Origin of the sequence: Spiroplasma melliferum KC3, from assembly GCF_000236085.2 — a bacterium.
Lineage (GTDB): Bacteria > Bacillota_I > Bacilli_A > Mycoplasmatales > Mycoplasmataceae > Spiroplasma > Spiroplasma melliferum.
The window spans coordinates 160,814-182,384 of sequence record NZ_AGBZ02000004.1; the positions used below are offsets into that span (position 1 = coordinate 160,814).

25 protein-coding genes are annotated in these 21,571 nt (G+C 26.2%); 13 read left to right on the forward strand and 12 right to left on the reverse strand.

Annotated elements, in window-relative coordinates; all coding sequences use genetic code 4:
- Window positions 1-24: 24 nt before the first annotated feature.
- Window positions 25-1,593, forward strand: coding sequence for a PTS transporter subunit EIIC (locus SPM_RS05110; protein ID WP_004028541.1), 1,569 nt, complete (start codon window positions 25-27; stop codon window positions 1,591-1,593).
- A gap of 28 nt (window positions 1,594-1,621) precedes the next feature.
- Entirely contained in the window at window positions 1,622-3,271 is a 1,650-nt protein-coding gene (treC, locus tag SPM_RS05115) for an alpha,alpha-phosphotrehalase (RefSeq protein WP_004028543.1), read from the forward strand.
- Here the strand turns inward: treC and SPM_RS05120 are convergent.
- Window positions 3,244-4,437: a DUF3137 domain-containing protein gene (locus SPM_RS05120; protein WP_004028544.1), complete on the reverse strand. Its 1,194-nt coding sequence runs from the start codon at window positions 4,435-4,437 to the stop codon at window positions 3,244-3,246. The two genes, treC and SPM_RS05120, sit on opposite strands and share 28 nt — an antisense overlap.
- Window positions 4,438-4,619: 182 nt before the next feature.
- On the opposite strand from SPM_RS05120, the gene SPM_RS05125 reads away from it, so the two are divergent.
- From SPM_RS05125 to ffh, 5 genes are all read left to right on the forward strand, one after another.
- Complete coding sequence (locus tag SPM_RS05125) at window positions 4,620-6,503, forward strand: prolipoprotein diacylglyceryl transferase (RefSeq protein WP_004028545.1); 1,884 nt, start codon at window positions 4,620-4,622, stop codon at window positions 6,501-6,503.
- Between the two features lie 48 nt (window positions 6,504-6,551).
- Complete coding sequence (locus tag SPM_RS05130; protein WP_004028546.1) at window positions 6,552-7,076, forward strand: ferritin; 525 nt, start codon at window positions 6,552-6,554, stop codon at window positions 7,074-7,076.
- A gap of 182 nt (window positions 7,077-7,258) precedes the next feature.
- Window positions 7,259-7,468, forward strand: coding sequence for a hypothetical protein (locus SPM_RS05135; protein ID WP_004028547.1), 210 nt, complete (start codon window positions 7,259-7,261; stop codon window positions 7,466-7,468).
- A gap of 310 nt (window positions 7,469-7,778) precedes the next feature.
- Window positions 7,779-9,308 (forward strand): ribonuclease Y, encoded by a 1,530-nt coding sequence (gene rny, locus SPM_RS05140; protein WP_004028548.1) that lies wholly within the window; start codon window positions 7,779-7,781, stop codon window positions 9,306-9,308.
- 87 nt (window positions 9,309-9,395) lie between these two features.
- The gene (gene ffh / locus SPM_RS05145; RefSeq protein ID WP_004028549.1) at window positions 9,396-10,754 is read left to right on the forward strand and encodes a signal recognition particle protein; all 1,359 of its coding nucleotides are present in this window, start codon (window positions 9,396-9,398) and stop codon (window positions 10,752-10,754) included.
- A 184-nt stretch (window positions 10,755-10,938) separates the two neighbouring features.
- On the opposite strand, the gene SPM_RS05150 is transcribed toward ffh, so the two are convergent.
- A complete protein-coding gene (locus SPM_RS05150) occupies window positions 10,939-12,024 on the reverse strand; it encodes an IS481 family transposase (RefSeq protein WP_004028550.1) in 1,086 nt (361 codons plus the stop codon).
- Between the two features lie 74 nt (window positions 12,025-12,098).
- Here SPM_RS05150 and SPM_RS05155 point away from each other — a divergent pair, with 74 nt between their 5' ends.
- Window positions 12,099-12,350 carry a lipoprotein gene (locus tag SPM_RS05155; RefSeq protein WP_004028551.1) on the forward strand — a complete coding sequence of 84 codons (252 nt, stop codon included), beginning with the start codon at window positions 12,099-12,101 and terminating at the stop codon, window positions 12,348-12,350.
- Here SPM_RS05155 and SPM_RS05160 read toward each other — a convergent pair.
- The 10 genes from SPM_RS05160 to SPM_RS06455 all read right to left on the reverse strand — a co-directional run bounded on the left by SPM_RS05160 (window position 12,280) and on the right by SPM_RS06455 (window position 16,750).
- The gene (locus tag SPM_RS05160) at window positions 12,280-12,900 is read right to left on the reverse strand and encodes a spiroplasma phage ORF1-like family protein (protein WP_004028552.1); all 621 of its coding nucleotides are present in this window, start codon (window positions 12,898-12,900) and stop codon (window positions 12,280-12,282) included. The genes SPM_RS05155 and SPM_RS05160 overlap by 71 nt on opposite strands.
- Window positions 12,893-13,201, reverse strand: coding sequence for a hypothetical protein (locus SPM_RS05165; RefSeq protein WP_004028553.1), 309 nt, complete (start codon window positions 13,199-13,201; stop codon window positions 12,893-12,895). Before SPM_RS05165 ends, SPM_RS05160 begins: the two co-directional genes overlap by 8 nt.
- Before the next feature lie 11 nt (window positions 13,202-13,212).
- A complete protein-coding gene (locus tag SPM_RS05170; protein ID WP_004028554.1) occupies window positions 13,213-13,449 on the reverse strand; it encodes a hypothetical protein in 237 nt (78 codons plus the stop codon).
- A gap of 18 nt (window positions 13,450-13,467) precedes the next feature.
- Entirely contained in the window at window positions 13,468-13,902 is a 435-nt protein-coding gene (locus SPM_RS05175; protein WP_004028555.1) for a hypothetical protein, read from the reverse strand.
- Window positions 13,895-14,908 carry a hypothetical protein gene (locus SPM_RS05180; RefSeq protein ID WP_004028556.1) on the reverse strand — a complete coding sequence of 338 codons (1,014 nt, stop codon included), beginning with the start codon at window positions 14,906-14,908 and terminating at the stop codon, window positions 13,895-13,897. The genes SPM_RS05175 and SPM_RS05180 overlap by 8 nt, the downstream gene beginning before the upstream one ends.
- Window positions 14,908-15,111 carry a DUF2649 family protein gene (locus SPM_RS05185; protein WP_004028557.1) on the reverse strand — a complete coding sequence of 68 codons (204 nt, stop codon included), beginning with the start codon at window positions 15,109-15,111 and terminating at the stop codon, window positions 14,908-14,910. Before SPM_RS05185 ends, SPM_RS05180 begins: the two co-directional genes overlap by 1 nt.
- A 176-nt stretch (window positions 15,112-15,287) precedes the next feature.
- Window positions 15,288-15,629, reverse strand: coding sequence for a hypothetical protein (locus SPM_RS05190; protein ID WP_004028560.1), 342 nt, complete (start codon window positions 15,627-15,629; stop codon window positions 15,288-15,290).
- Between the two features lies 1 nt (window position 15,630).
- Window positions 15,631-16,065, reverse strand: coding sequence for a DUF3627 domain-containing protein (locus SPM_RS05195; RefSeq protein ID WP_004028561.1), 435 nt, complete (start codon window positions 16,063-16,065; stop codon window positions 15,631-15,633).
- A gap of 308 nt (window positions 16,066-16,373) precedes the next feature.
- A complete protein-coding gene (locus tag SPM_RS05200) occupies window positions 16,374-16,601 on the reverse strand; it encodes a hypothetical protein (protein WP_004028563.1) in 228 nt (75 codons plus the stop codon).
- On the reverse strand, window positions 16,601-16,750 hold the full coding sequence (locus SPM_RS06455; RefSeq protein ID WP_004028564.1) for a hypothetical protein: 150 nt from the start codon (window positions 16,748-16,750) through the stop codon (window positions 16,601-16,603). Before SPM_RS06455 ends, SPM_RS05200 begins: the two co-directional genes overlap by 1 nt.
- 408 nt (window positions 16,751-17,158) lie before the next feature.
- On the opposite strand from SPM_RS06455, the gene SPM_RS05205 reads away from it, so the two are divergent.
- The 5 genes from SPM_RS05205 (at window position 17,159) to SPM_RS05225 (ending at window position 21,569) form a co-directional block, all read left to right on the forward strand.
- Window positions 17,159-18,331, forward strand: a complete 1,173-nt coding sequence (locus tag SPM_RS05205) for a hypothetical protein (RefSeq protein WP_004028565.1) — start codon at window positions 17,159-17,161, stop codon at window positions 18,329-18,331.
- A 125-nt stretch (window positions 18,332-18,456) separates the two neighbouring features.
- The gene (pyrH, locus tag SPM_RS05210) at window positions 18,457-19,182 is read left to right on the forward strand and encodes a UMP kinase (RefSeq protein ID WP_004028566.1); all 726 of its coding nucleotides are present in this window, start codon (window positions 18,457-18,459) and stop codon (window positions 19,180-19,182) included.
- A complete protein-coding gene (gene frr, locus SPM_RS05215) occupies window positions 19,183-19,731 on the forward strand; it encodes a ribosome recycling factor (RefSeq protein ID WP_004028567.1) in 549 nt (182 codons plus the stop codon).
- 61 nt (window positions 19,732-19,792) lie between these two features.
- The gene (gene uppS, locus SPM_RS05220) at window positions 19,793-20,500 is read left to right on the forward strand and encodes a polyprenyl diphosphate synthase (protein WP_004028568.1); all 708 of its coding nucleotides are present in this window, start codon (window positions 19,793-19,795) and stop codon (window positions 20,498-20,500) included.
- Complete coding sequence (locus tag SPM_RS05225) at window positions 20,478-21,569, forward strand: phosphatidate cytidylyltransferase (protein WP_239643299.1); 1,092 nt, start codon at window positions 20,478-20,480, stop codon at window positions 21,567-21,569. Before uppS ends, SPM_RS05225 begins: the two co-directional genes overlap by 23 nt.
- Window positions 21,570-21,571: the final 2 nt, after the last annotated feature.

A 21,571-nucleotide genomic window follows, 5' to 3' on the forward strand; every position in this document is an offset into this window, starting at 1 on the left:
GATTCCATACAGGAGATAAAAATTATGACAAAAAAAACATATACTACTGAAATAGTAGCGTTAATTCCGTTATTGGGAGGAATTGACAATATTATTTCATATACTCATTGTGTTTCCCGGATTAGATTAGTTTTAAAAGACAATACAAAAGCAAATTCAAAGGAAATCGAAGAATTAGATAATGTTAAAGGAACGGTTCAACCAATTGGACAATATCATATTGTAATTGGACCTGATGTCAATAATTATTTTGCTGAATTTAAAAAATACTTAACTTCTAAAACAGAAAAATTAGGAGAAAATATAACAAATGAATCAACAGTAAAAAAAGGAAAATGATATCAACGCTTATTACAACATTTTTCAGAAATCTTTATTCCACTAGTCCCAGCCTTAATAGCGGGGGGATTAATTTTAGGATTTCGTAACATTTTAGAAGCAAATTGAAATGGCGAAGGAACTTCATTGGTAAGTATTTCAGGATTTGCTAAAGGGTTAGATGATTTTTTGTGAATTCCAGCCCAAGCTGTCTTTTGATATATCCCAGTTACAATTTGTTGATCAATTTTTGCCAAAATGGGAGGTTCTCCAGTTCTTGGTATTATTATTGGTTTAACCTTATTATTACCACCATTAGTCGATATTTTTGAAATTGCCAAAGGAGCTAAAAATTCATTATGAATTTTTGATGTAGCACCAACATTTGACTTTGGAGCATGAAGTTTTCCATGAAAAATTCAATATACAGGACAAGTAATTCCAGCAATTGGAGTAGCCTTTTTTGGAGTTTATTTAGAAAAAGGATTAAATCGAATTGTCCCCGCTGTTTTAAAACAAATTTTTGTACCATTATTAACAATTTTATTATCGTTTACAGTTGGATTATGCTTAATTGGTCCAATTGGTTATATTATTGGAAGTGCAATTTCAGTTGGATTAAGCTGAGCATTAGTTAATCCAATTGCAAAATACTTCTTTGGTCCAATTTTAGGATTATTATATGCACCAATTGTAATTACTGGTGTTCATACGATGCTTAATGCAGTAATGATTCAAGATACAGTTCAAATTGGGGGAACCTTTATTTTTCCAATTTTATGTATGTCAAATATTGCGCAAGGAAGTGCTTCCTTGATGTTTACTATTAATAATCGAAAAGACCCCAAGATGAAAGAAATTGGAATTTCTGCCACAACGTCCGCTTGATTAGGAGTGACTGAGCCAGCATTATATGGAATTAATTTACGTTTTCTTTATCCATTCTTAGCAGCAATTGTTGGATCAGCAAGTGGTGCAATGTTATTAACAGTTGCAGGAGTAACTTCAAATGGAATTGGAAATGGAGCATGATTAGGAATTTTATCAATTCAATCATTTAGTCAAGTCCAAGGTGTTCAAACATTTATTGGTACCGGATATACTTGGTTTATTCTTAGTGCACTATTAACAATGAGTGTAACAATGGCCTTAACATGATTTTTAGAAAAACTTCCACGTTTTACAAAGTTACGAGATGAAATATTGCAAGTTAAGGGAACAAGTTTAATTAGTTTTAAAAAACAACCAAAAGTGGTTGAAAATATTAGTAAATAAATCTTTGAAACTGTAGAGGAGATTATCAATGAATAAAATAAATTTTCAAGAAGCGATTGTATATGAAATTCATCCGCAATCGTTTTATGACAGTAATCATGATGGTGTTGGTGATTTACAAGGAATTATTCAAAAATTAGATTATTTAGCAATGTTAGGAGTTAATTATCTATGATTAAATCCAATTTATGTATCACCACAAAAAGATAATGGTTATGATGTTTCAGATTACAAAAATATTAATCCACTTTTTGGGACAATGAATGATTTTGAAATGTTAGTTACAGAAGCAGGAAAACGAAACATTTATATTATGATGGATATGATTTTTAATCATTGTTCAACAGAACATGAATGATTTCAAAAAGCACAAACAGGGAATCCAGATTACTTACAACGATTTTTCTTTCTTCCTGGTGACAAAGCAAAGTGCCCAAATAATTGGCAAAGTAAGTTTGGTGGTTCGGTATGAGAATATCACGATGAATTAAAAATGTTTTATTTACATTTATTTGATAAAACACAAGTTGATTTAAATTGAAAGAATGAAAGTTTACGCCAAGATATTTATCAAATTGTTAATTATTGATTACAAAAAGGGGTACGAGGATTACGATTTGATGTTATTAATTTAATTGGTAAACCAAATATTTTTGAAAATGACTTAACTGGTGATGGTCGGAAGTATTATACTGATACACCACAAGTTCATACATATTTACAAGAAATGGCACAGAATACTTATTTAAAAACAAATGACATTATTACTGTTGGTGAGTTATCATCAACATCAATAAAACAAGCGATTTTATATACAAAACCAGTGTCACAAGAATTAAATATGGCTTTCACTTTTCATCATTTAAAAATTGATTATTTAAATAATGAAAAATGAAAATTAGCTCCCTATGATCCAGCGAAACTAGTAGCAAAAATTAAGGAATGACAAATCCCAGTACAAGCAGCAGGTGGCTGGTTAGCTAATTTTTTAAATAACCATGATCAACCACGGGCATTATCCCGCTTTGGTGATCCAGAAAATTATCGTTTTGAATCAGCTACAGCTTTAGCGGCTGTTGTCTTGTTACTACGAGGAACACCATATCTTTATCAAGGGGAAGAATTTGGTATGGAAAATAATAATTATACAAAGATTGAACAGTTAAAAGATGTTGAATCAATTAATTATTATCACATTCTTCAAAAAGAAGGAGAACAACCAAATACTATTTTAGAAGTGTTAAGTGCACGCTCACGTGATAATGCTCGTACTCCAATGCAATGAAATAATCAGCAATTTGCTGGTTTTAGTACGCATAAACCTTGAATTGATGTTAATACAAATTATTTAAAAATTAATTGAGAAAAAGATTATCATAGTTCGCAATCAATTTTTAAAGCTTATCAAATGTTAATTCAACTTCGTAAAAATAATCTTGCCTTTAGTTATGGCGAAATTGAATTTGTTGAAATTGCTCCAACAATATTAAGTTTTTATCGTTATTATGAACAAAACAAATTTTTAGTATTAATTAATTTATCTGATCAAACAATTATGATTCCAGATAATTTATTGCCTGAAAAAACAATGTATAACAATTATTCAACTTTTGAAAAAAAAATTAATCCTTATCAAGTTATTGTGTTTGATTATTTAATGGCAAAACCATTTAAATAATCAAACCCTTTTTTTAAATGAAATAAATCTAGTTCAATTTTAGCAATTAAATCATCAATACAATTTTGAATGTTTCTATTTCTTGCAATGATTGGTTTTCAAATTTGATTTTGATGGTGGGCTTTTTTACTATAGAAATATTTATCTAATAAAAGAGTAAATTTATTGTTAACAAATGACATCGATAAAACTTCTTGATATTTGTTACTATTATCAATTAGATTAGCCATTGCTTTTGGGGTTAAAATTTTACGTAATTTTACAGGGTCTGTTGTATTAGTATCAAAAAGATTAGGAAATTCTGCTCCTTCTAATTCAATTTCTTTATTATTTAAAATAAATTTTTTAAATTTGCCTTGATGTGGCACAATATTGGCTTCAATTTCAAGATTTTTTGGTAAAGTAGCTGTAAAGAAAAAGTAGTTTTCAGAGCGTTTCATTTCAATTCATAATAATAAATATGTTATATTAATTCCATTTGCAATACTATTTGATGTTTTTTGGTCTTTTGATTTATTATTAGAAAGAGAAGCTAAAACAATTAAACCAATAAAAAGACAAAAAATTAATGTTTTTAAAAAAACCATTGTTTTACGAACCGTAATAACGCCTAACGAAAAGGCGTTATTTTTTATTGTGCCGTTAATAACTTTGTTATCAATTTTTTCTTCTAAACTACTAACTCGAATTAAACTTTGTTGCAATAAATTATTTTTTTTCGGATTTTTACTAAAACTAGTGAAATTTGGTTCTGGGATAATTTTAAAATTATTACTTATTTCATCTAAAATAACTTCATCTTTTCAAAGATCAGCAATTGCAATTCGGTAATATTCATTATAATCTAATCGATCAAGGAAAAGACTAATACTAATAGCACCAGCTTTAATCAACATATAAAGAATAATTGTTATTACTAACAGTGGTAAAGGTAAATATATTAAATAAAATGTGAGTGCAGGGTCATAATTATTAGCAATAAAGGTAAGAATAATGCCAATAATTAAAGCAGTAGTAAAAAATAAGATTAATGAACTGAAAATAACATCAATAATAATTGATTTACGCCAAAAACTAGTAATTTTTCGATAATGATTTTGTATGTGGTCTTGATGAAGTGCCTTAATTTTATTAATTGCTGATTCTGATAACGCAGTGCTAGTCATTTGTTATTTCACATCGCTTTCTAAAAGTAATATTGTTTTAAATAAATTATAGTTTAAAAAAATTAAGATTACAATTAAGTCCTAAAAATAAATGGACTTTTTTGTTTGAACTTGGTATATAATAATTATGCATTGTTTTATAATTTAGAAATTAAAAACACTTAAGGAGTGAAAAAAAATAAATGAACAGGTTACTATTAACGAGTGGACCACCAAATCCAGGATGAATTACACCAACTAATACGCCACATAATATTTTAGCAACATATGGTGGGTGAATTCATATGTATGCTGTTTTTATTACATTAGGAATGATTTGCTCAGTTTTAGCATGTTTTATTCGACTAAAATTAAAAAAAGTTCCAATTGAACCATTAATTTGATCAATTTTTGCTATTATTCCATTTTCATTATTTGGAGCTAGTTTTTTTGGAAAATTTAATAATGATGTTAATCATCCTTGAGTATTAGAACCAGGTGATGTTCCATTTTGATCTTTATTTGCGTTTTGAAAAGCTGGAATGAGTATTCATGGCGGTGTTTTATTTGGAACAATTACTGGTTTAATTGTTTTTGGCATTGTTGGTCGAAAAGCAAAAGTTTCACTTTGAGTTTATACTGATTGCATTATTCCAAATATTTTATTAGGACAAGTATTAGGTCGTTGAGGTAATTTTTTTAATCATGAATTATTAGGAAGTGTTACTTCCTATGATTCATTACGCTGATTACCAGCTTTTATTCGTGATAATTTATGACAGTGGGATGGTTTATCACCAGAAACAAATAAACTTGGTGAAATTGTGTTTCGCCAACCGATCTTTTTATATGAATCATTCTTTAATTTCTTAGCATGATTATTTATTACTTTTTTTATTCCTGTTGCTGGACAATTATTTAGTAAAAAGCCATGAAAAAAAGATGCAAAAGAATATCCTTTTGATTTAAAGTATAATTTTATTCATTTTTTTAATCGAAAATATATTAAACCCGATAAACTGACTTGAAAAGAAGTTTGAGATAAAGCATATTTTAACTATATACCAAACCAAAAACAATTAGATGAAATGGTTAAAAGAAATGAACAAGCGGATAGTTTAAAGGAAGAATCTGGTTTTACAAATAAAATTAAAAAATGATGACATAATGATAGTGCTGCATTAACAAAATTAAATAATCCAGGGCGTTATGCAATTACACGCAGTGGGGTTCAAACTGGTTTTTATTTCTTTTTATGAAATTTAATTCGTTTTATTTTAGAAACACAACGTGATGATGACACAAGTTTATTTATTAAAAATCATCGCACCCTAGATTATACGGTCTTAATTTTAATTGCTCTGATTGGTTTAGGATTAGCAATTTATGCCCAATGAGGAGCACCTAAAAAATTCCGTAAGAATGGATTTATGTATGAAAAAGAATATGTTGATTTTCATAGTTTGCAAACATGAAAATTTGAGAAATATTTAAATAATAATATTGTTATTGGCGAAGACAATTACATTGATAAACTACCAACAGTCATTAAAACAAAAGTAATGGAATTCTTAGGATATCAAGTTGAACCTTTTGAAAAATATTTTGAATTAAAATATATTAAAACAAGTGAACACGAAGGAAGCAAAGATGAAGTTATTAATTATAGTTTTAAAATAGTTGCATTAGCAACAGCAAAGAATAAATTTATTGATGAATTAGTTGTTAATCAAACTTTTAAATTTAATTTAAGTAAAATTTTACAACAAACAACATTAGAATTATCAAAACCTGATAATAATAGTTATTTTACCTTAACAAAAAAACAATTGGGATTATTATTAAATGATATTATTCATACTTCTGAAAAGACAAGTGATATTAAAACAAGTTGGCATCAATTTTATCCTCATATTAATGAACAAAAAACAACAATTTTTAATCTTGATTTTAATGATTTAATTGCTTTTGATGAATTAAAAATTAATCCAAAAGCTAAAAAAATTGAAATATCAAAATTCCAATTTAAAGAAAATCAATTTTATTACTTTAATAAAAAGATTTATTTTAAATTAAAATGAAAATAATTAACTTTTAAGAGTGTACAATAAGAATAGAAAGAGAGGGAAGAAGTTATGTTAACAAAAGATATTGAAAAAGATTTACAACATTATATTGATGAACACATTAAAATGCAATTCTTTTGCTATAATTTGAGTTCAGCCGCTGATAAATTAGGGTTTCCTGGTTTTAGTCATTATTTCCAAGTTCAAGCACAAGATGAAGTTTTACATCAACGTCGAATTATGAATTTTGTTTTAGACCGTGATGGTCATTATCAAATTAAAAATATTGCTGAAGAATATAAAGATATTAAAAATATTATTGAATTAATGGAAACCTATCAAACAAAACGGGCATATTTTGCTGAATTAACAAATAAATTAGCACAACATGCCAATACCGTTGGTGATTTAGTTACTTATAAATTTTATGATTGATTTATTATTGACTTTTATGAAGAATTAGCTGAAGTAAAAGACATTATTGAATGAATTAAAATGTCAAACAATAATTATTATGAAATTGATCGAAAAATGGGAACAAAAGAAGAACCAGATACTTTAACAGTTATTGACCCTTTTAGTCCCCATGCATAAAAAATGTTTTTTCTTAAAAAGAAAAAACATTTTTTAAATTTGTAAATTGTAAATGCAAGTGCAACAAATCCTATTAATTAAATATTGGTATATTTTATATAGAAAAAAATTATTTTCTAATTTTCTAATATAAAATAATGCTATCTTAGTTAAACTAAGACAGAAAGATGGGTGAATTTAAAATGAAAAAAATTTTAAGTTTATTAAGTATGTTAACAATTTCTGGTGCACCAATTTCAGCATTAAGTGCGATGAGTCCATATGATTCAAACAAACAATTAGAATCTTTAACACTAAAAATTGAAAAATTTGAGCAAACAAAAAATAATTTAGAGAAAGAACAAACAGAATTACAAAATAAAATTAACGAATTAGTTATTATTCCATACTAAAAAATAAGTGCAATATGAATATGTTAAGTAAAATAGACATATTCAATAAAAGCACTTTTTATTTTAAATAGATATATAATTATGAAGTTAAAATTGATTAAAATTAAGTCAAAAGGTGATAAAATAATAAAAAACTATTAAAATATAGGCTTAAAATTAAAAAATATTCTTATAAAATCAAAATCTTACGCGAAAATTTTTCTAAAAGAGAGTATAATAATATGTGGCAATGATTTCATTGCTAGTATTCCACTTATATATTTACAATTAATACTTCTTACTTAATCTTTTAAGTAAAGGAGAAATAATTATGCAAACACACATATGAGTAATTATCCTTATTGCTGTTGCAATAGGTTCTTACTTTCTTGGATATTTATTTGAAAAATATTTAAGATTTAAATTAATCAAAAAAACAAAATTAAAAATTAAACAAGCTGAAGAAAAAGCAAAAAAAATTATTAACGCTGCTAAAGCAGATGGACGCGTTGAAGCAGCACAAATTAGACAAGAAATGAAAGATGAATTAACTCGCAAACGTGAAGAATTTTTAGCGACCGAAAAATTTTTAGTAGATAGAGAACGTTTAATTGTTGAGAGAGAAGAAGTATTAAATGGCAAAGAGCAAGAAGTGTTTCGCAAGAAAGAAGAATTGCAAGGAAAGATTAACTATTATCAAGAAATGGTAGAACGGAATCTTCATCAACTTGAAAAAGTTGCCGGATATTCACTTGAAGAAGCAAAGGATGTTCTTTTTAAAGAAATAAGTGATCGGTATCAAAAGGAAATTGGTGAATTTTTACGAAATGCTGAAAATACTGCAAAAATTAATGCCAAACAAACAGCCATTAACATTATTACTACTGCAATTGAACGTTATGCAGCAAAAGTTGTGGCAGAAAAAACAACAACTTCAATTTATTTAGAAGACGATAATATGAAAGGACGAATTATTGGGAAAGATGGTCGTAATATTCGTACATTTGAAATAGCTGCAGGGGTTGATTTAATTATTGATGATACACCTAATGTTGTCCAAATTTCATCTTTTAATCCAATTCGTCGGGAAATTGCAAAAAAAACTTTAGAAAAATTATTACTTGATGGTCGAATTCAACCAAATCGGATTGAAGAAACAATCAAATTAGAACAAGAAGAAATTGAAATGACAATTCTTGAAGCAGGAAAAGAAATTGCAACTGAATTAGCAATTGATAATTTAGATATTGAATTAATTCGTCACTTAGGAATTTTAAAATATCGAACTAGTTATGGTCAAAATGTCTTGTTACATTCTGTAGAAGTAGCAAAATTAGCAGCAATTATGGCTAGTGAACTGGGGTTAGATCCATCAATTGCAATGAGAGCTGGGCTATTACATGATATTGGAAAAGCAGTTGATTTTGAAAATGAAGGAAGTCATGTTACCTTAGGTATCCAAATTGCAACAAAATGTAATGAACATCCAATTATTATTAATGCAATTGCTTCGCACCATGGTGAAGTACCAGTAACTAATCCTTATTCTGTTTTAGTATCAGCTGCTGATACTTTATCAGCTGCTCGCCCAGGTAGCCGTAATAATACTGTTGAAAATTATATTGCTCGAATGAATGAGCTAGAAAAAATTTGTCAAACAGTACATGGTGTCCAATCAGCTTATGTTTTACAAGCAGGACGACAAATTCGAGTTATTGTTAATCCAATTATTAATGACGATGCTCGTACTCATAAAATTGCTCTTGATATTAAGGAAAAAATTAAACAAGCAAAAACAATTCCTGGTGATATTGTTATTACCGTTATCCGTGAATTACGAGTCACTGAAACTGTTATTTAAAGAATAAAATTTTTATTCTTTTTTTATGCTAGTTTTAGTATAATTAATAAGAGTGATTTTGTTATAAAAATTAAAGGAGAAAAAAATATGATTGGAGATTTTTTAGCGAATCGATTGAAAAAATCAATTGAAAAAAATATGAAAAAATCAACTTTAACAACTGATGCCATTACTGAAACAATGCGTGAAATTCGCTTAGCATTATTAGAGGCGGATGTGAATAATGAAGTAGTTAAAGATTTTATTAAAGCTGTTGAAACTAAAGCTCGTGGTGAATATATTCTTGATGGATTAAATTCAACACAAATGATGGTAAAAATTGTGCATGAAGAATTAGTTAATATATTTGGAAAAACAGCCAAAGAATTATCGTTTGCTTCAAAACCAACAATTATAATGATGGTTGGTTTACAAGGAAGTGGTAAAACAACCACAACGGGGAAAATTGCTAAGTTAGTTGAAAAGAAATATCACAAAAAACCGTTATTAGTTGCTTGTGATATTTATCGACCAGCAGCGATTGAACAATTAAAAACAATTGGGAAAAATTTAAATATTGAAGTTTTTGAGCGCGGAACGCAAAACCCAATAACAACTGCGCAACAAGCAATTACTTATGCAAAAGATAATAAAAATGATGTTATCTTAATTGATACAGCTGGACGTTTACACATTGATGCTGAGTTAATGCAAGAATTAAAAGAAATTAAAAATAATATTACCCCAGATGAAATTCTTCTAGTTGTTGATGGAATGACAGGGCAAGACATTATTAATGTTGCAACTGAATTTAATCAGTTATTAAAATTAACAGGAGTAGTTGTTACAAAATTAGATGGTGATGCTCGTGGTGGGGCTGCTTTGTCAATTACACATTTGACAAAATTACCAATTACTTTTATCGGAACTGGAGAAGGAATGAGTAATTTACAAATCTTTTATCCTGATCGAATGGCTGATCGAATTTTAGGAATGGGAGATGTTCAAACCTTAGTTGAAAAAGCAAAAGATGTGTTAGATGAACGTGATATCAAAAAAACAATGAATCGAATGATGATGGGACAGTTTGATTTGCAAGATTTATTAAACCAAATGCGTCAAATTTCAAAAATGGGTAAAATGGGCGGAATTATGAAATTGTTACCTGGAATGCCAAAACTAAGTGATGAAAAGATTGCTGATGCTGAACGAAAATTAAAAATAACTGAGGTATTGTTATCATCAATGACAGTGAAAGAACGCCGTGAACCACGGTTATTAAAACATTTATCACGAAAAAATCGCATTTTAAAAGGCTCAGGACGAACTGAAAAAGAATATAATGAGTTAATTAATCAATTTGAGAAAACAAAAAAACAAGTTGATGAAATTGCTCGTCAAATTAAATCAGGGCGTATGCCAAATATTCCTGGTATGGGTGGTTTAAGCGGAATGGGTTTTAATTAATCTATTTTAAGAAAACTGTTTTTTAAACAGTTTTTATTTTGTAACAAAAAAATAGTGTTGTTTTAACAAAATTATTTCTAAATGTAGTATACCACACACATTTTGGAGATTGCAAGAAAACAAGAAAAAATAATAAAATTAACACACTAAAAAATAGTTTAAATAAAACTTTATAAATTTAAAATTATTTAGTTAAATTAGTTAAAAATTCAAATGGTGTCTGAAAGTTTAAAGATTTATGTACTCTTTCAAAATTATAAAAATAATAGTAATCATTTAATTTATTTTGTAAACCAACTGCATCCAATATTTTTTCATCAAATACAAATAACTTAGTATAATTTTGATGAAATCTTTCAATTTTACCGTTTGACTGCGGAGAACGAACAGGTGTTGTTTGATGTAAAATATTTTTATCTGTTAAAAATTGAGTAAAAGTAGTTTCTTTAACGCTACTTTTTTGATTATTCCGATGACTATTAATAAATTCAGAACCGTTATCAGTTCTAATCCGTGTTATTTTAATACCAAATATTTTTTTAAAATCACTGATTGCTCTTTTAACGGCATCAATAGCATTCTCAGTGCATAATTTATCATAAATATAACCGAATACTCCTCTAATTCTTTCATCAATAAAATCATAAACATAATACTTTTTATCAACTGGAAATTTACTTGGCATAAAATATTTAGCATCCATTTGTAATAATCCTAATTCTTTTACTTCATATCTTGGATGTTGTCTTTTAATTTCTTTAATTTTATTTTTTATTTTTAATCAACGCTTATCTTTTTTAAGTCAACGAAAAAATGTTTTTAAATTTTTAGGTGCTTTATTTTTTAATTCTTCTCCGTGAATTCCTTTTTTTAAATTATAATACAATGACAAAACACCACCAGCACGTTTATCAGAATATTCAAAATATAAATCACAGATATTTTCACGAACATCATTACTATATTGATAATTAATATTATTAGGAACTGTTGATTTTAATAATAAATCTTCAAAATTATTATTTGCATATGCAACTAAAATTTTCTTTGCTCAATAATAAAAAGTTGAAAATTTATTTTTAAAATATTTTTTAATTAAATCTTTTAATAACAACTTGGTTTTAAGAAAAAACTCCTTACATAAATTAATATATGCAAATATTTTTGTTTTTATTCTTTTATAGTATTTATTTTGATAGTTTTTACTTAAAAAATCTTGCAATTTTGCTTGTAAATCGCTTAAATTAGAGATATTAATAATATATTTCATTAATTTACACCCTCCTTAAGGATATATAGTATAATTATAACATTGAAGATAATTTAAAAAGAAAGGATAAAAATATGAAAAAGATACTTAGCATTTTAGGAACAATATGATTAACAGCAACAAGTACAACATCATTAATTAGTTGTGAAAAACCAAAATCAGATAATAATAATGAAAACGGGGGGAATAATAAACTTACACCAAACACCAAACCCGAACCACAAGAGCCACCAAAAAATAGTAATTGAAAATTAATTACCGATTATAATTCTTTTGAAAATAATATTTATTATCAACATTATTTTCAAAAGAATTATAATCGGTAATTAATTTTCAATTATCTTCAATTAAATTAACTGTTTGTAAATCATTTATATTTGTTTTTAATTTATTTAACATTTGCGTTAAATTATATTTATTTGCAAATGAATAAATAAAATTAGTTAATTCTCTTAAAAATTGTTTTTTATCAACATCATAAAATTTATTAATGTTATATTGTTTAACATAAGTATCTCAATTTTTATATAAATCCATAAATTTATAACTAGGTTTATCATAAGAAACACCAGTTGAATAACTATCCTTTAAAAAATCTAAGTATCATTTATCGTTATAAGTTAATGATTTTGATGTTTTTAAAGTAGGATTAATAAAATAATTGGTATCACTTCAATTTTCAAAAAAAGTGCTGCGTAAAAACATCGTATTAATAAAATCAGTTTCATTTATACCAGTTTCTACACTTCGCTTTGTTCTTGTTTTTTCTTCTGTTTGTTGTGATTGATGGTTTTGTTGTAATGTCATTGCTCCTAACGAGAAAAAAGAAATCAATAAAATTGGTACAAACGAAAATAATACTAAAAACTTACGCATTATTATCTACCAAATTATTTTTACGATTTTCTTTTATTAATTTAATAATTTCATTAAATAAATAACCATAAAAATAATGAATTATTAAGATATATCATAATATATCAAATCATAAACCATAAATTATATAACCATTTATACCAGCATATTTCTCTTTTAATTCTCCAATCGTTGAAACTGTATCTAAAATACATAAAAGCGTTAATGAAAAACTTATAATAAGATACAAAATTAAATCAACCCAAGAAATAAACAAACCATTTTGTTTCTTTTCTTTTTTATTTTCTACATTACTTTTCATAAATTCAACTCCTAACTATATAATGTTTTTGAAATAATAAAACCAATAATATATAAACTTGATATTGTTAACATTAACGGATGACTAAATAAAATCGCCATTTTACCAAAAATAGATAACAACCAAGTATCAGAATTATATAAATCCATAATAATATTTTTTGCTGATGTCAACTGATTAATAATAACTGTAATAAAACCAGTTCCAAATATAGCGATTGCCGCTACTAATAAAACCAACTTAATCATATAAAATCAACTCCTTACTTATTTTTTTATTCGTTTAGTAGTATGAATTCTTTTAAACCCTTGTTCTCTTGTTTTTGCTTGTCTTGCTAAACTTGATAACTGTTGTTTATTGCGACTAACTTTAAATTGTTTTCGTTCTTTAATATGTTTTTGTAAACCTTGTTTAGTACTAGAAACACCCCGAACAGTAGCACCGTATAGTTTAGAACTATTAATAACACCACTTTTAACCGTTGAACCTAAATCGTTATAATTAGTTGATGTTCCGTGAATTGCATAAATAGATAATTTAATAATCATAAAAAAGATTAAAAAATAAGCAATTGTTATATTTGTCATTGGCAATTTAGTATTTCAAATTACATCAAAAACAAATAAAAAAGTATCAAAAATAAAACTAAAAATCTTATTTCAATTATCGTTATTAACGCTTTCACTTAATAAATTACTCATTTTTTATCTTTCCTTTCCCTTTTTTTGCTTTTAAATTTTCTTTCAAAATATCAATATCAAACAATTCTAAGCGTTGTTTATTGTTTAATTTTGATATATCTTTTCAAAAGTATTCTTTTTTATTAATAACCTCATCGTTTTTCAAATCACGAACAAAACTTAATCAATGACTATCGTATTTATTAGCAAATTCAAGCGGAATAATTATCTTAAAAAACCGAATTCCCAAACCAACATCCGATTTATGTTTTGCTCGTTTACCTTCTGCTGTTCGTTCTACTGATTTTGTTTTTCAAATTTCATAATCTGTAATATCTTGGAAAATACCAATTCGCATAACAAAACTACGATTAAAAATATTACCTAATTTTGATTTAACGGGTTTTTTCAATGAAATCGGAATAATAATACCACTTGCTAAATGACGAATATTATTTCACATCATACCCTCACGCTGTACGGTAAAAATCGCTCTATTTTTAAAATGTCTCGCTAAAACAATCCACACACTTTTACCACCATGAACTTTTTTAACTTCGTGGGGACTAGTTCCATCAATATATAAAAAACTTTCATCAAACAAAATTAAACTATCATCAGGGGGAACTAATTTAGTTCTATCAGTAAAATCTAAATTATTAAAAGTTAAAAGTTTTATTGCATCATCTTCAATTGGATAATTACTATAAATTTTATTTGTTAAAAGTTTCATAACTTGTGATAGAAAAGTTAAAAGCAATGTTTTACCAGTTCCTAATTTACCAATAATTACTGATAATGGATTATCTCAAATAAAGTAAACTAAACGAAAAACATTTAACTGATAAAAAATATTTTTTCAAACTCACCAAACAAAATAAACACATTGTAAGGCAAATAATAGTCAAAATACTAAACCAGTATAATTTAATGAAATTATTCAAAGTAATAAATCAATTAAACTAAACAAAATCATTGAACCACTAATATAACAAAAGTTTATTAAAAAAAATGTAAACTTTCTCATTATTTAAAATAACCAACTATTTTAAAAATCATTCACAATAAGAACCAAGTTAAAAACAAAATAACAATTCAAATACCAACCATTAAAGTTAAATATTCATTTTGTGTTAAATTTCAAGTTGTAATAGCTTCAACATTTGTTTTATCTATAAACAAAAAGACATAAATAAAAAACTCTTTTAATTTTTCTCAATCATTTTGCATATTTAAAAACTCCACATTTTTTGAATAAGTTTAAAAAACATTCCAAAAAATAAAACTATAAATAATACAAACGATAAAACATATAAAAATTCAGGGGCATTTGAACCAATAATATAACTAACAAATTGAACTCAATAATTATATAAACTCATTATAAAAACCTCTATAAAAAGTATTTACCATATTCATTGATATTCAATTTCATAATTAAAATCTTTTATATTAATTTGAATAGGTTTTTTATAACATTGTTCATCATAAATTGATAAAACACAATTCGACTCTTTTTTAAAACTTTTATAACATTTTTTACATAAGAATTTAATTTTATTTTTGCAAGAAAAAGATATATAAGAAACCTTAGATTTTATAAAATTATTAGAACAACCAACTACTTTTAAATAATTTTTAATTAGATGATGAAAAATATAACCATTATCACATAATTTATAACCTTTATTTTTTTCGTATTGTATTCTATTTTCTCTTTCTACTTCTTCTATTAATTTAATTTCCATTTTATAATTCCTCCAAATCACGAATTAATTGTTCTACTTTTTCGTCATTTCAATTTATTAAATTATTGTTGTTATTTGTTTTTACTTTTTTAGGTTCATTTTGAAATAATGCTTTATGCATACGCATAAAATAATTTTGTTTATATTGATTATATAAATTAATTAATTCTGTTCCAGTTAAATATTTTCAATCGTGTTGTTTTAAATTTTCATCATATTTTACAATGCGATAAGAATTATCATAAATCAAACCGATTGCTACTTGATCAGAATGTTTTTCACTCGAATAAATAAATTTATTACTCAATCAAAAACCAATATGGCGATTATGATTAGGTAAATTTATAAAACTTGCTTTATCTGTTTCAAAAACTATCAACTCTTTACGAATAAAATAATTTGCTATATTTTGATTTTTCTTAACAAAATTAATCAATTTTATCAACTCCTAACTAATTATTGTTTAATAAACAATGTTATATTTAATGTATATATATTGCTTATTTATTGATAAAAACATTGATTATTAACAATGTTATACATAATGCTAATATATTGTTTATTTAATGTTTAATAAACAATGTTATTAACAATGTTAAATATATAAAATAGTAAAAATTGGCACACTGAAAAATACTATTAAGTTTTAAAGTAATAGTTATATAAAATAAATTAATAAAAAATAAATAAACTAGTGTGCCTTAGTTTTGTTTAAAATAACTTAGAATATAGTATTATATTCTATTAAAATCCTTTAACCATATGACGGAAAAAGTTTAATATCTTAATGATAATAAATAATCCAAATGGAATTAAAATAATTCACGCATCGCCTAAAAAGGTCATTAATTGCGGTAAAATACCATATACAGCATCTTTTACTTTACCCATTGCATTACCTAAACCAGTTCAAATAGAATTCATTCCATCACCAAAACCGATTTTTGTAACTGTTTCAGTTAATAAATTCATTATTTTCTATCCTCCTTTTTTTCAAGTTCTTTTTTTTCTTTTTTCTTACATTGAATTTGTCTAACTTTTTGATAAATTGATAAGCCAATTCACGCAAAAATACCTAACAAAATCAAAATACTAAATATTCATGTTAATCATACTGGCACTATATAACTCCTTTCATAAATTAAAAAATTGAAATTTGCAAACTCGCTCCGCTCGTTGTCGCTTTGCTCCATTAAAAACATTATTAAATAAATTATCCGCTAATAAATTACGCGGAATAATTTATTCTTTTACTTTTTAATTTCAATATCTTTTGCAATCTTATTGACAATATTAATAACAATATCTTTGCCATATTTTTTCACTAACGACCGCAAAATAAAATATTGCTTTGTTTGCATAATTTCAACTCCTTAATTAAAATATTAATAAAATTTGTTTCTAAAACTGTAAATACCACAAAAGTACAAAATGTGTGTGGTTTCTACAAAAATTATTTCTAAATGATAAAATGACTATACAAAATTGAATACTATAAATTATTAAAATATTTAGAAAAGGAAAAACATATGAAAGAAAATAGCAAAAAATGGTGAATGATTAATTCAACATTAGTTTTAATGGTAACGGTTTTTGTCAGTTTTATTCTATATGTCTTATATCTTGGTTATTTAAGTCCAAGACCACTTGAGTTAGGGACAATTGTTACTAATCCTAATTTAAAAACCCTTAAAACTAATGGTTTACATGTTCCAAAAAAAATTCATATTAAAGAAAAACTAAAGCAACAATTTCCGAATTTGAATATTAATAAAATAAAAATTAAAGATAAGATTAGTTCTTCTTCGGCAACACTTGTTTCAAGTGATTTTTCGTTTTATCGGGGGTCAGTGATTCTTTATTATACTCTCGATAAATCAATTGCTAATCACATTGATTTAAATCATCAATATGTTCCAAATAAAACTTGAGTACAAAATCGGGGTTATCGGGGATTATGAATTAGTAATAATATTGCAACAAAACTTGAACAAAATTTAACAAATGCTTTTTTAAGTCCGGCGAATTATACTAATTTGCCATTTTATGATCAAAAAACATTTATTTCTTATGATGAATTATTGGCATTTTTAGATGAACCGGTTCGTCGTTCTTGACAACAATTTATTAATCATTATTGTGCAACTTATCAAAATAAATTAAAAGAAATTATTACATTATTTTATAATATTTGTGCTTTTCTTTGAACAAAACAAGAAATTAATAAAGTTTTAAGTTCTGTTATTATTAAAGATGGACAACTTTTAAAAACAAAGGCCTATACAGATTCAAACAATCGTCAAATTGAAATTGCAAATGATGTAGTAAATTGTAATTATGAAGAGATATGAAATCGTAATTGAGTTGAAGGTGGAATTTCACAACAAAGTATTTTTTATACTCTATGTCATGAGTTAGGGCATTTACTGCATTATCGTTATAAATTAGATTATAAAGTTAATGTGATTGAACAACTAAAAACATTTTTATTAAAAAAAATTAATAACTTTCAACAGCAACAAAGTTTAACAAAAGAAAAGATTTTTCAATTATTTCATCTTAGTAAATTTTCATTTAAAGATAATTTTGAATTTTTTGCCGAAGGGTTTGTATATTGACTTTTAACAAATGATGCTTTAAAAACAAAAGCATGAGAATTTTGACATGAGTTTTTAACATCTTATTTGCCAAGTTTAACTTAATATTAATTAGTTTTATTTGAAAGATAAATTAAATTTCTTCACTAATTTGTAATTTTATTTTGATTATTTGTTAAAACAATTTATAATATATTAGAATAAAATAGAAAAAGAGAGGAAAAGTTATAATGGCATTACAATATAAGCGAGTTTTACTAAAATTATCTGGTGAAGCATTGGGCAATTCTGATGATTTATATGATGCGAAAAAAATTTATGATATTGCAAAACAAATTGTTAAATTGCAAAAAGAAGGATTACAAATTGCTATTGTTGTTGGTGGTGGTAATATTTGACGCGGTAATCGTGCTGATACAATCAAAATGAATCCAATTAGTGCAGATTATATGGGGATGCTAGCAACGGTAATGAATGCCTTAGCATTAGAAGCTGTATTAAAGAATGAAGGTAGTCAAAATGTTGTCGTAACTTCAAAAATTCAAGTTCCTGAAGTTGCTTCACCATATTTATTTAAAAAAGCAAAAGCTGCTTTAGAAAAAGGGGCAATTGTTATTATGGCTGGGGGAACTGGTCAACCAAAGTTTACAACTGATACAGCAGCAACAATTAGAGCAATTGAAATTGATGCCGATGTTATGCTAATGGCAAAAAATGGGGTTGATGGGATTTATGATAAAGATCCTCGCCACAATGCCGATGCAGTTCGCTTCGATAATATTAGTTTAAATGAATTACAAAAAAAACAATTAAAAGTAATGGATTTAACAGCATCTAGTTTAGCAATGGAAGATGATGTTAAAATCGTTGTTTTTGATATTAATGAACCAGATAATATTTATAAGGCAGCACATGGTAATGCTCGTTCAACGATTGTTACAGGAGGGAAAAAATAAATGTCACAAGAAGTTATTAACCAAACAAAAGAAAAGATGGAAAAAGTAATCGTTTCATTTGAAAATGAATTAATTAAAATTCGTACTGGTCGTGCAAATCCAAATATGTTATCACATATTATGATTGATTATTATGGAACGCTAACGCCAATCCAACAATTGGCTAATATTATGGTGCCAGAAGCACGACAATTAGTTATTAAGCCATATGATCGTTCAATTATTAATTTAATTCTAACAGCGATTAATAAAGCAGATTTAGGTTTAACACCAAGCTCAGAAGCGGATTTAATTCGGTTAAACATTCCTCCGCTAACTGAAGAACGTCGTAAAATGCTGGTTAAGGAAATGTGAAAAGCAAGTGAACAGTTTAAAGTAGCAATTCGTAATGAGCGACGAGATAGTAATGAACATCTTAAAAAAGATTCTGATTTAACTGAAGATGATAAAAAATACTATGAAGGGGAAGTACAAAAATTGACTGACCAATTTATTAAAAAAATTGATGAAAAGGCAACCTTAAAAGAAAAAGAACTAATGGAAGTTTAAAACTTTCATTTTTTTATGAGTCTCGGTATAATTAACAAAACGGGGAAGAAGGGCATAATAAATGAAAATACCACAACATATTGCAATTATTTTAGATGGTAATGGTCGTTGGGCAACTAAGCAAGGGTTAGAACGAACAGTTGGACATGAAGAAGGAGCAAAACGAATTAAAGATGTAGCACTAAAAGCAAATGCTCTTGGTGTTAAGTATTTAACTATTTATTGTTTTTCAACTGAAAATTGAAAACGAAATGCACAAGAAGTTACTTATTTAATGGCAATGCCAGAACGATTATTAAATAATAAACAAGTTAATAATTTTAAGAATGAGAATATTGTTTTAAATCATATTGGTCGCCGTACAAAAATGCCACCAAAAACATTAGCAGCAATTAATCATGCTATTTTACAAACAAAAGATAATAATGGAATGGTGTTAACATTTGCTTTTGACTATGGAGCGATTGAAGAATTATTAACAGCAATTAATCAAATGCTAGTTAAAAAATTAACAAGCATTGATGAAAAAACATTATTTCAACATTTATATACTGCAGATTTACCTGATGTTGATTTAATGATTCGATGTGGTGGTGAACAACGTTTAAGTAATTTTTTGTTATTGCAAAATCGTTATGCTGAATTATATTTTACCAAAGCATTTTGACCAGAATTTGATGAAAATGCTTTAACTGCAGCAATATTAGATTATAATAATAGAAATAGAAGATTTGGAGGAATTGAAAATGATGAACAATCAGGAAGATAATGTTCTTGTGAATGAAAATGAAACATCGACAGAAGAGCACAATTTAACAAATAACGTATCAAAAAATAAGGAACATAAAGGAATGTTTCAAAAAAAATATGTTGCTCGTCATATTACATTTTATTCGTTATTAGTTTTTTTAAGTTTATATTTATTCACAGGAGCAATCGCAACAGAATGGCATAATAATGTTCCACATATTGAAATTGCTAATTATGTTTTTATTGGAATTAATGCTGTTATTTTAGGCTTAGTTAACTATGAAATTTTGCGATTAGTTGGGGGAACAAAGTGACCAATTTATACGCAAATTATTACATATTTATTGATAATTTTTTTATTTTTGTTTCCAGTTGAATCAATCGCAAATGAATATGGTGGAATTGGAGCAATTAATTATCCGTTTTATACGTTATTAAATTGAAATTGATTAAAACCTTGAATTATCTTTGTTATTTATTTATGTGCTATTTTTGGATATTATTGTTTAGTATTTAGTTCAAAAGAAATTACTTTTGGTAAAATGACATTAGTTTTAATTTTTACCTTATATTTAACTTTTGCTTTAAAAGCAATGAATAAATTTATGTTAAATCCTGCCTATGGTTGAAGTAGCGTGGTTTGATTAGCATTAATTATTATTTTAACTGATACTTTTGCTTTTGTTGGAGGTGTTACTTATGGAAAGCATAAATTAGCGCCAACAATATCTCCAAACAAAACATGAGAAGGAGCTGTGACAGGAACAATCTTAGCAGCAGGAATTGCAATTACTTATGCAATTTTAATGTTTCATTTTGCAACTAGTAACCATTGGGTTTTTAACTTTTTCTCAAATGATAATGATAAAAATGTCATGCGTTATGTAATTTATATTTTATTAGCATTTGTATTAAGTATTTTATCACAATTGGGTGATTTATCATTTTCTTGAATTAAACGTCGTTATAATATTAAAGATTTTAGCAATTTATTACCTGGGCATGGTGGTGTTTTAGATCGTTTGGATTCATTTTCATTAGTCTTTTTTGTAATGTTTATCATTTCCAATATAGTATTACAACGATAATT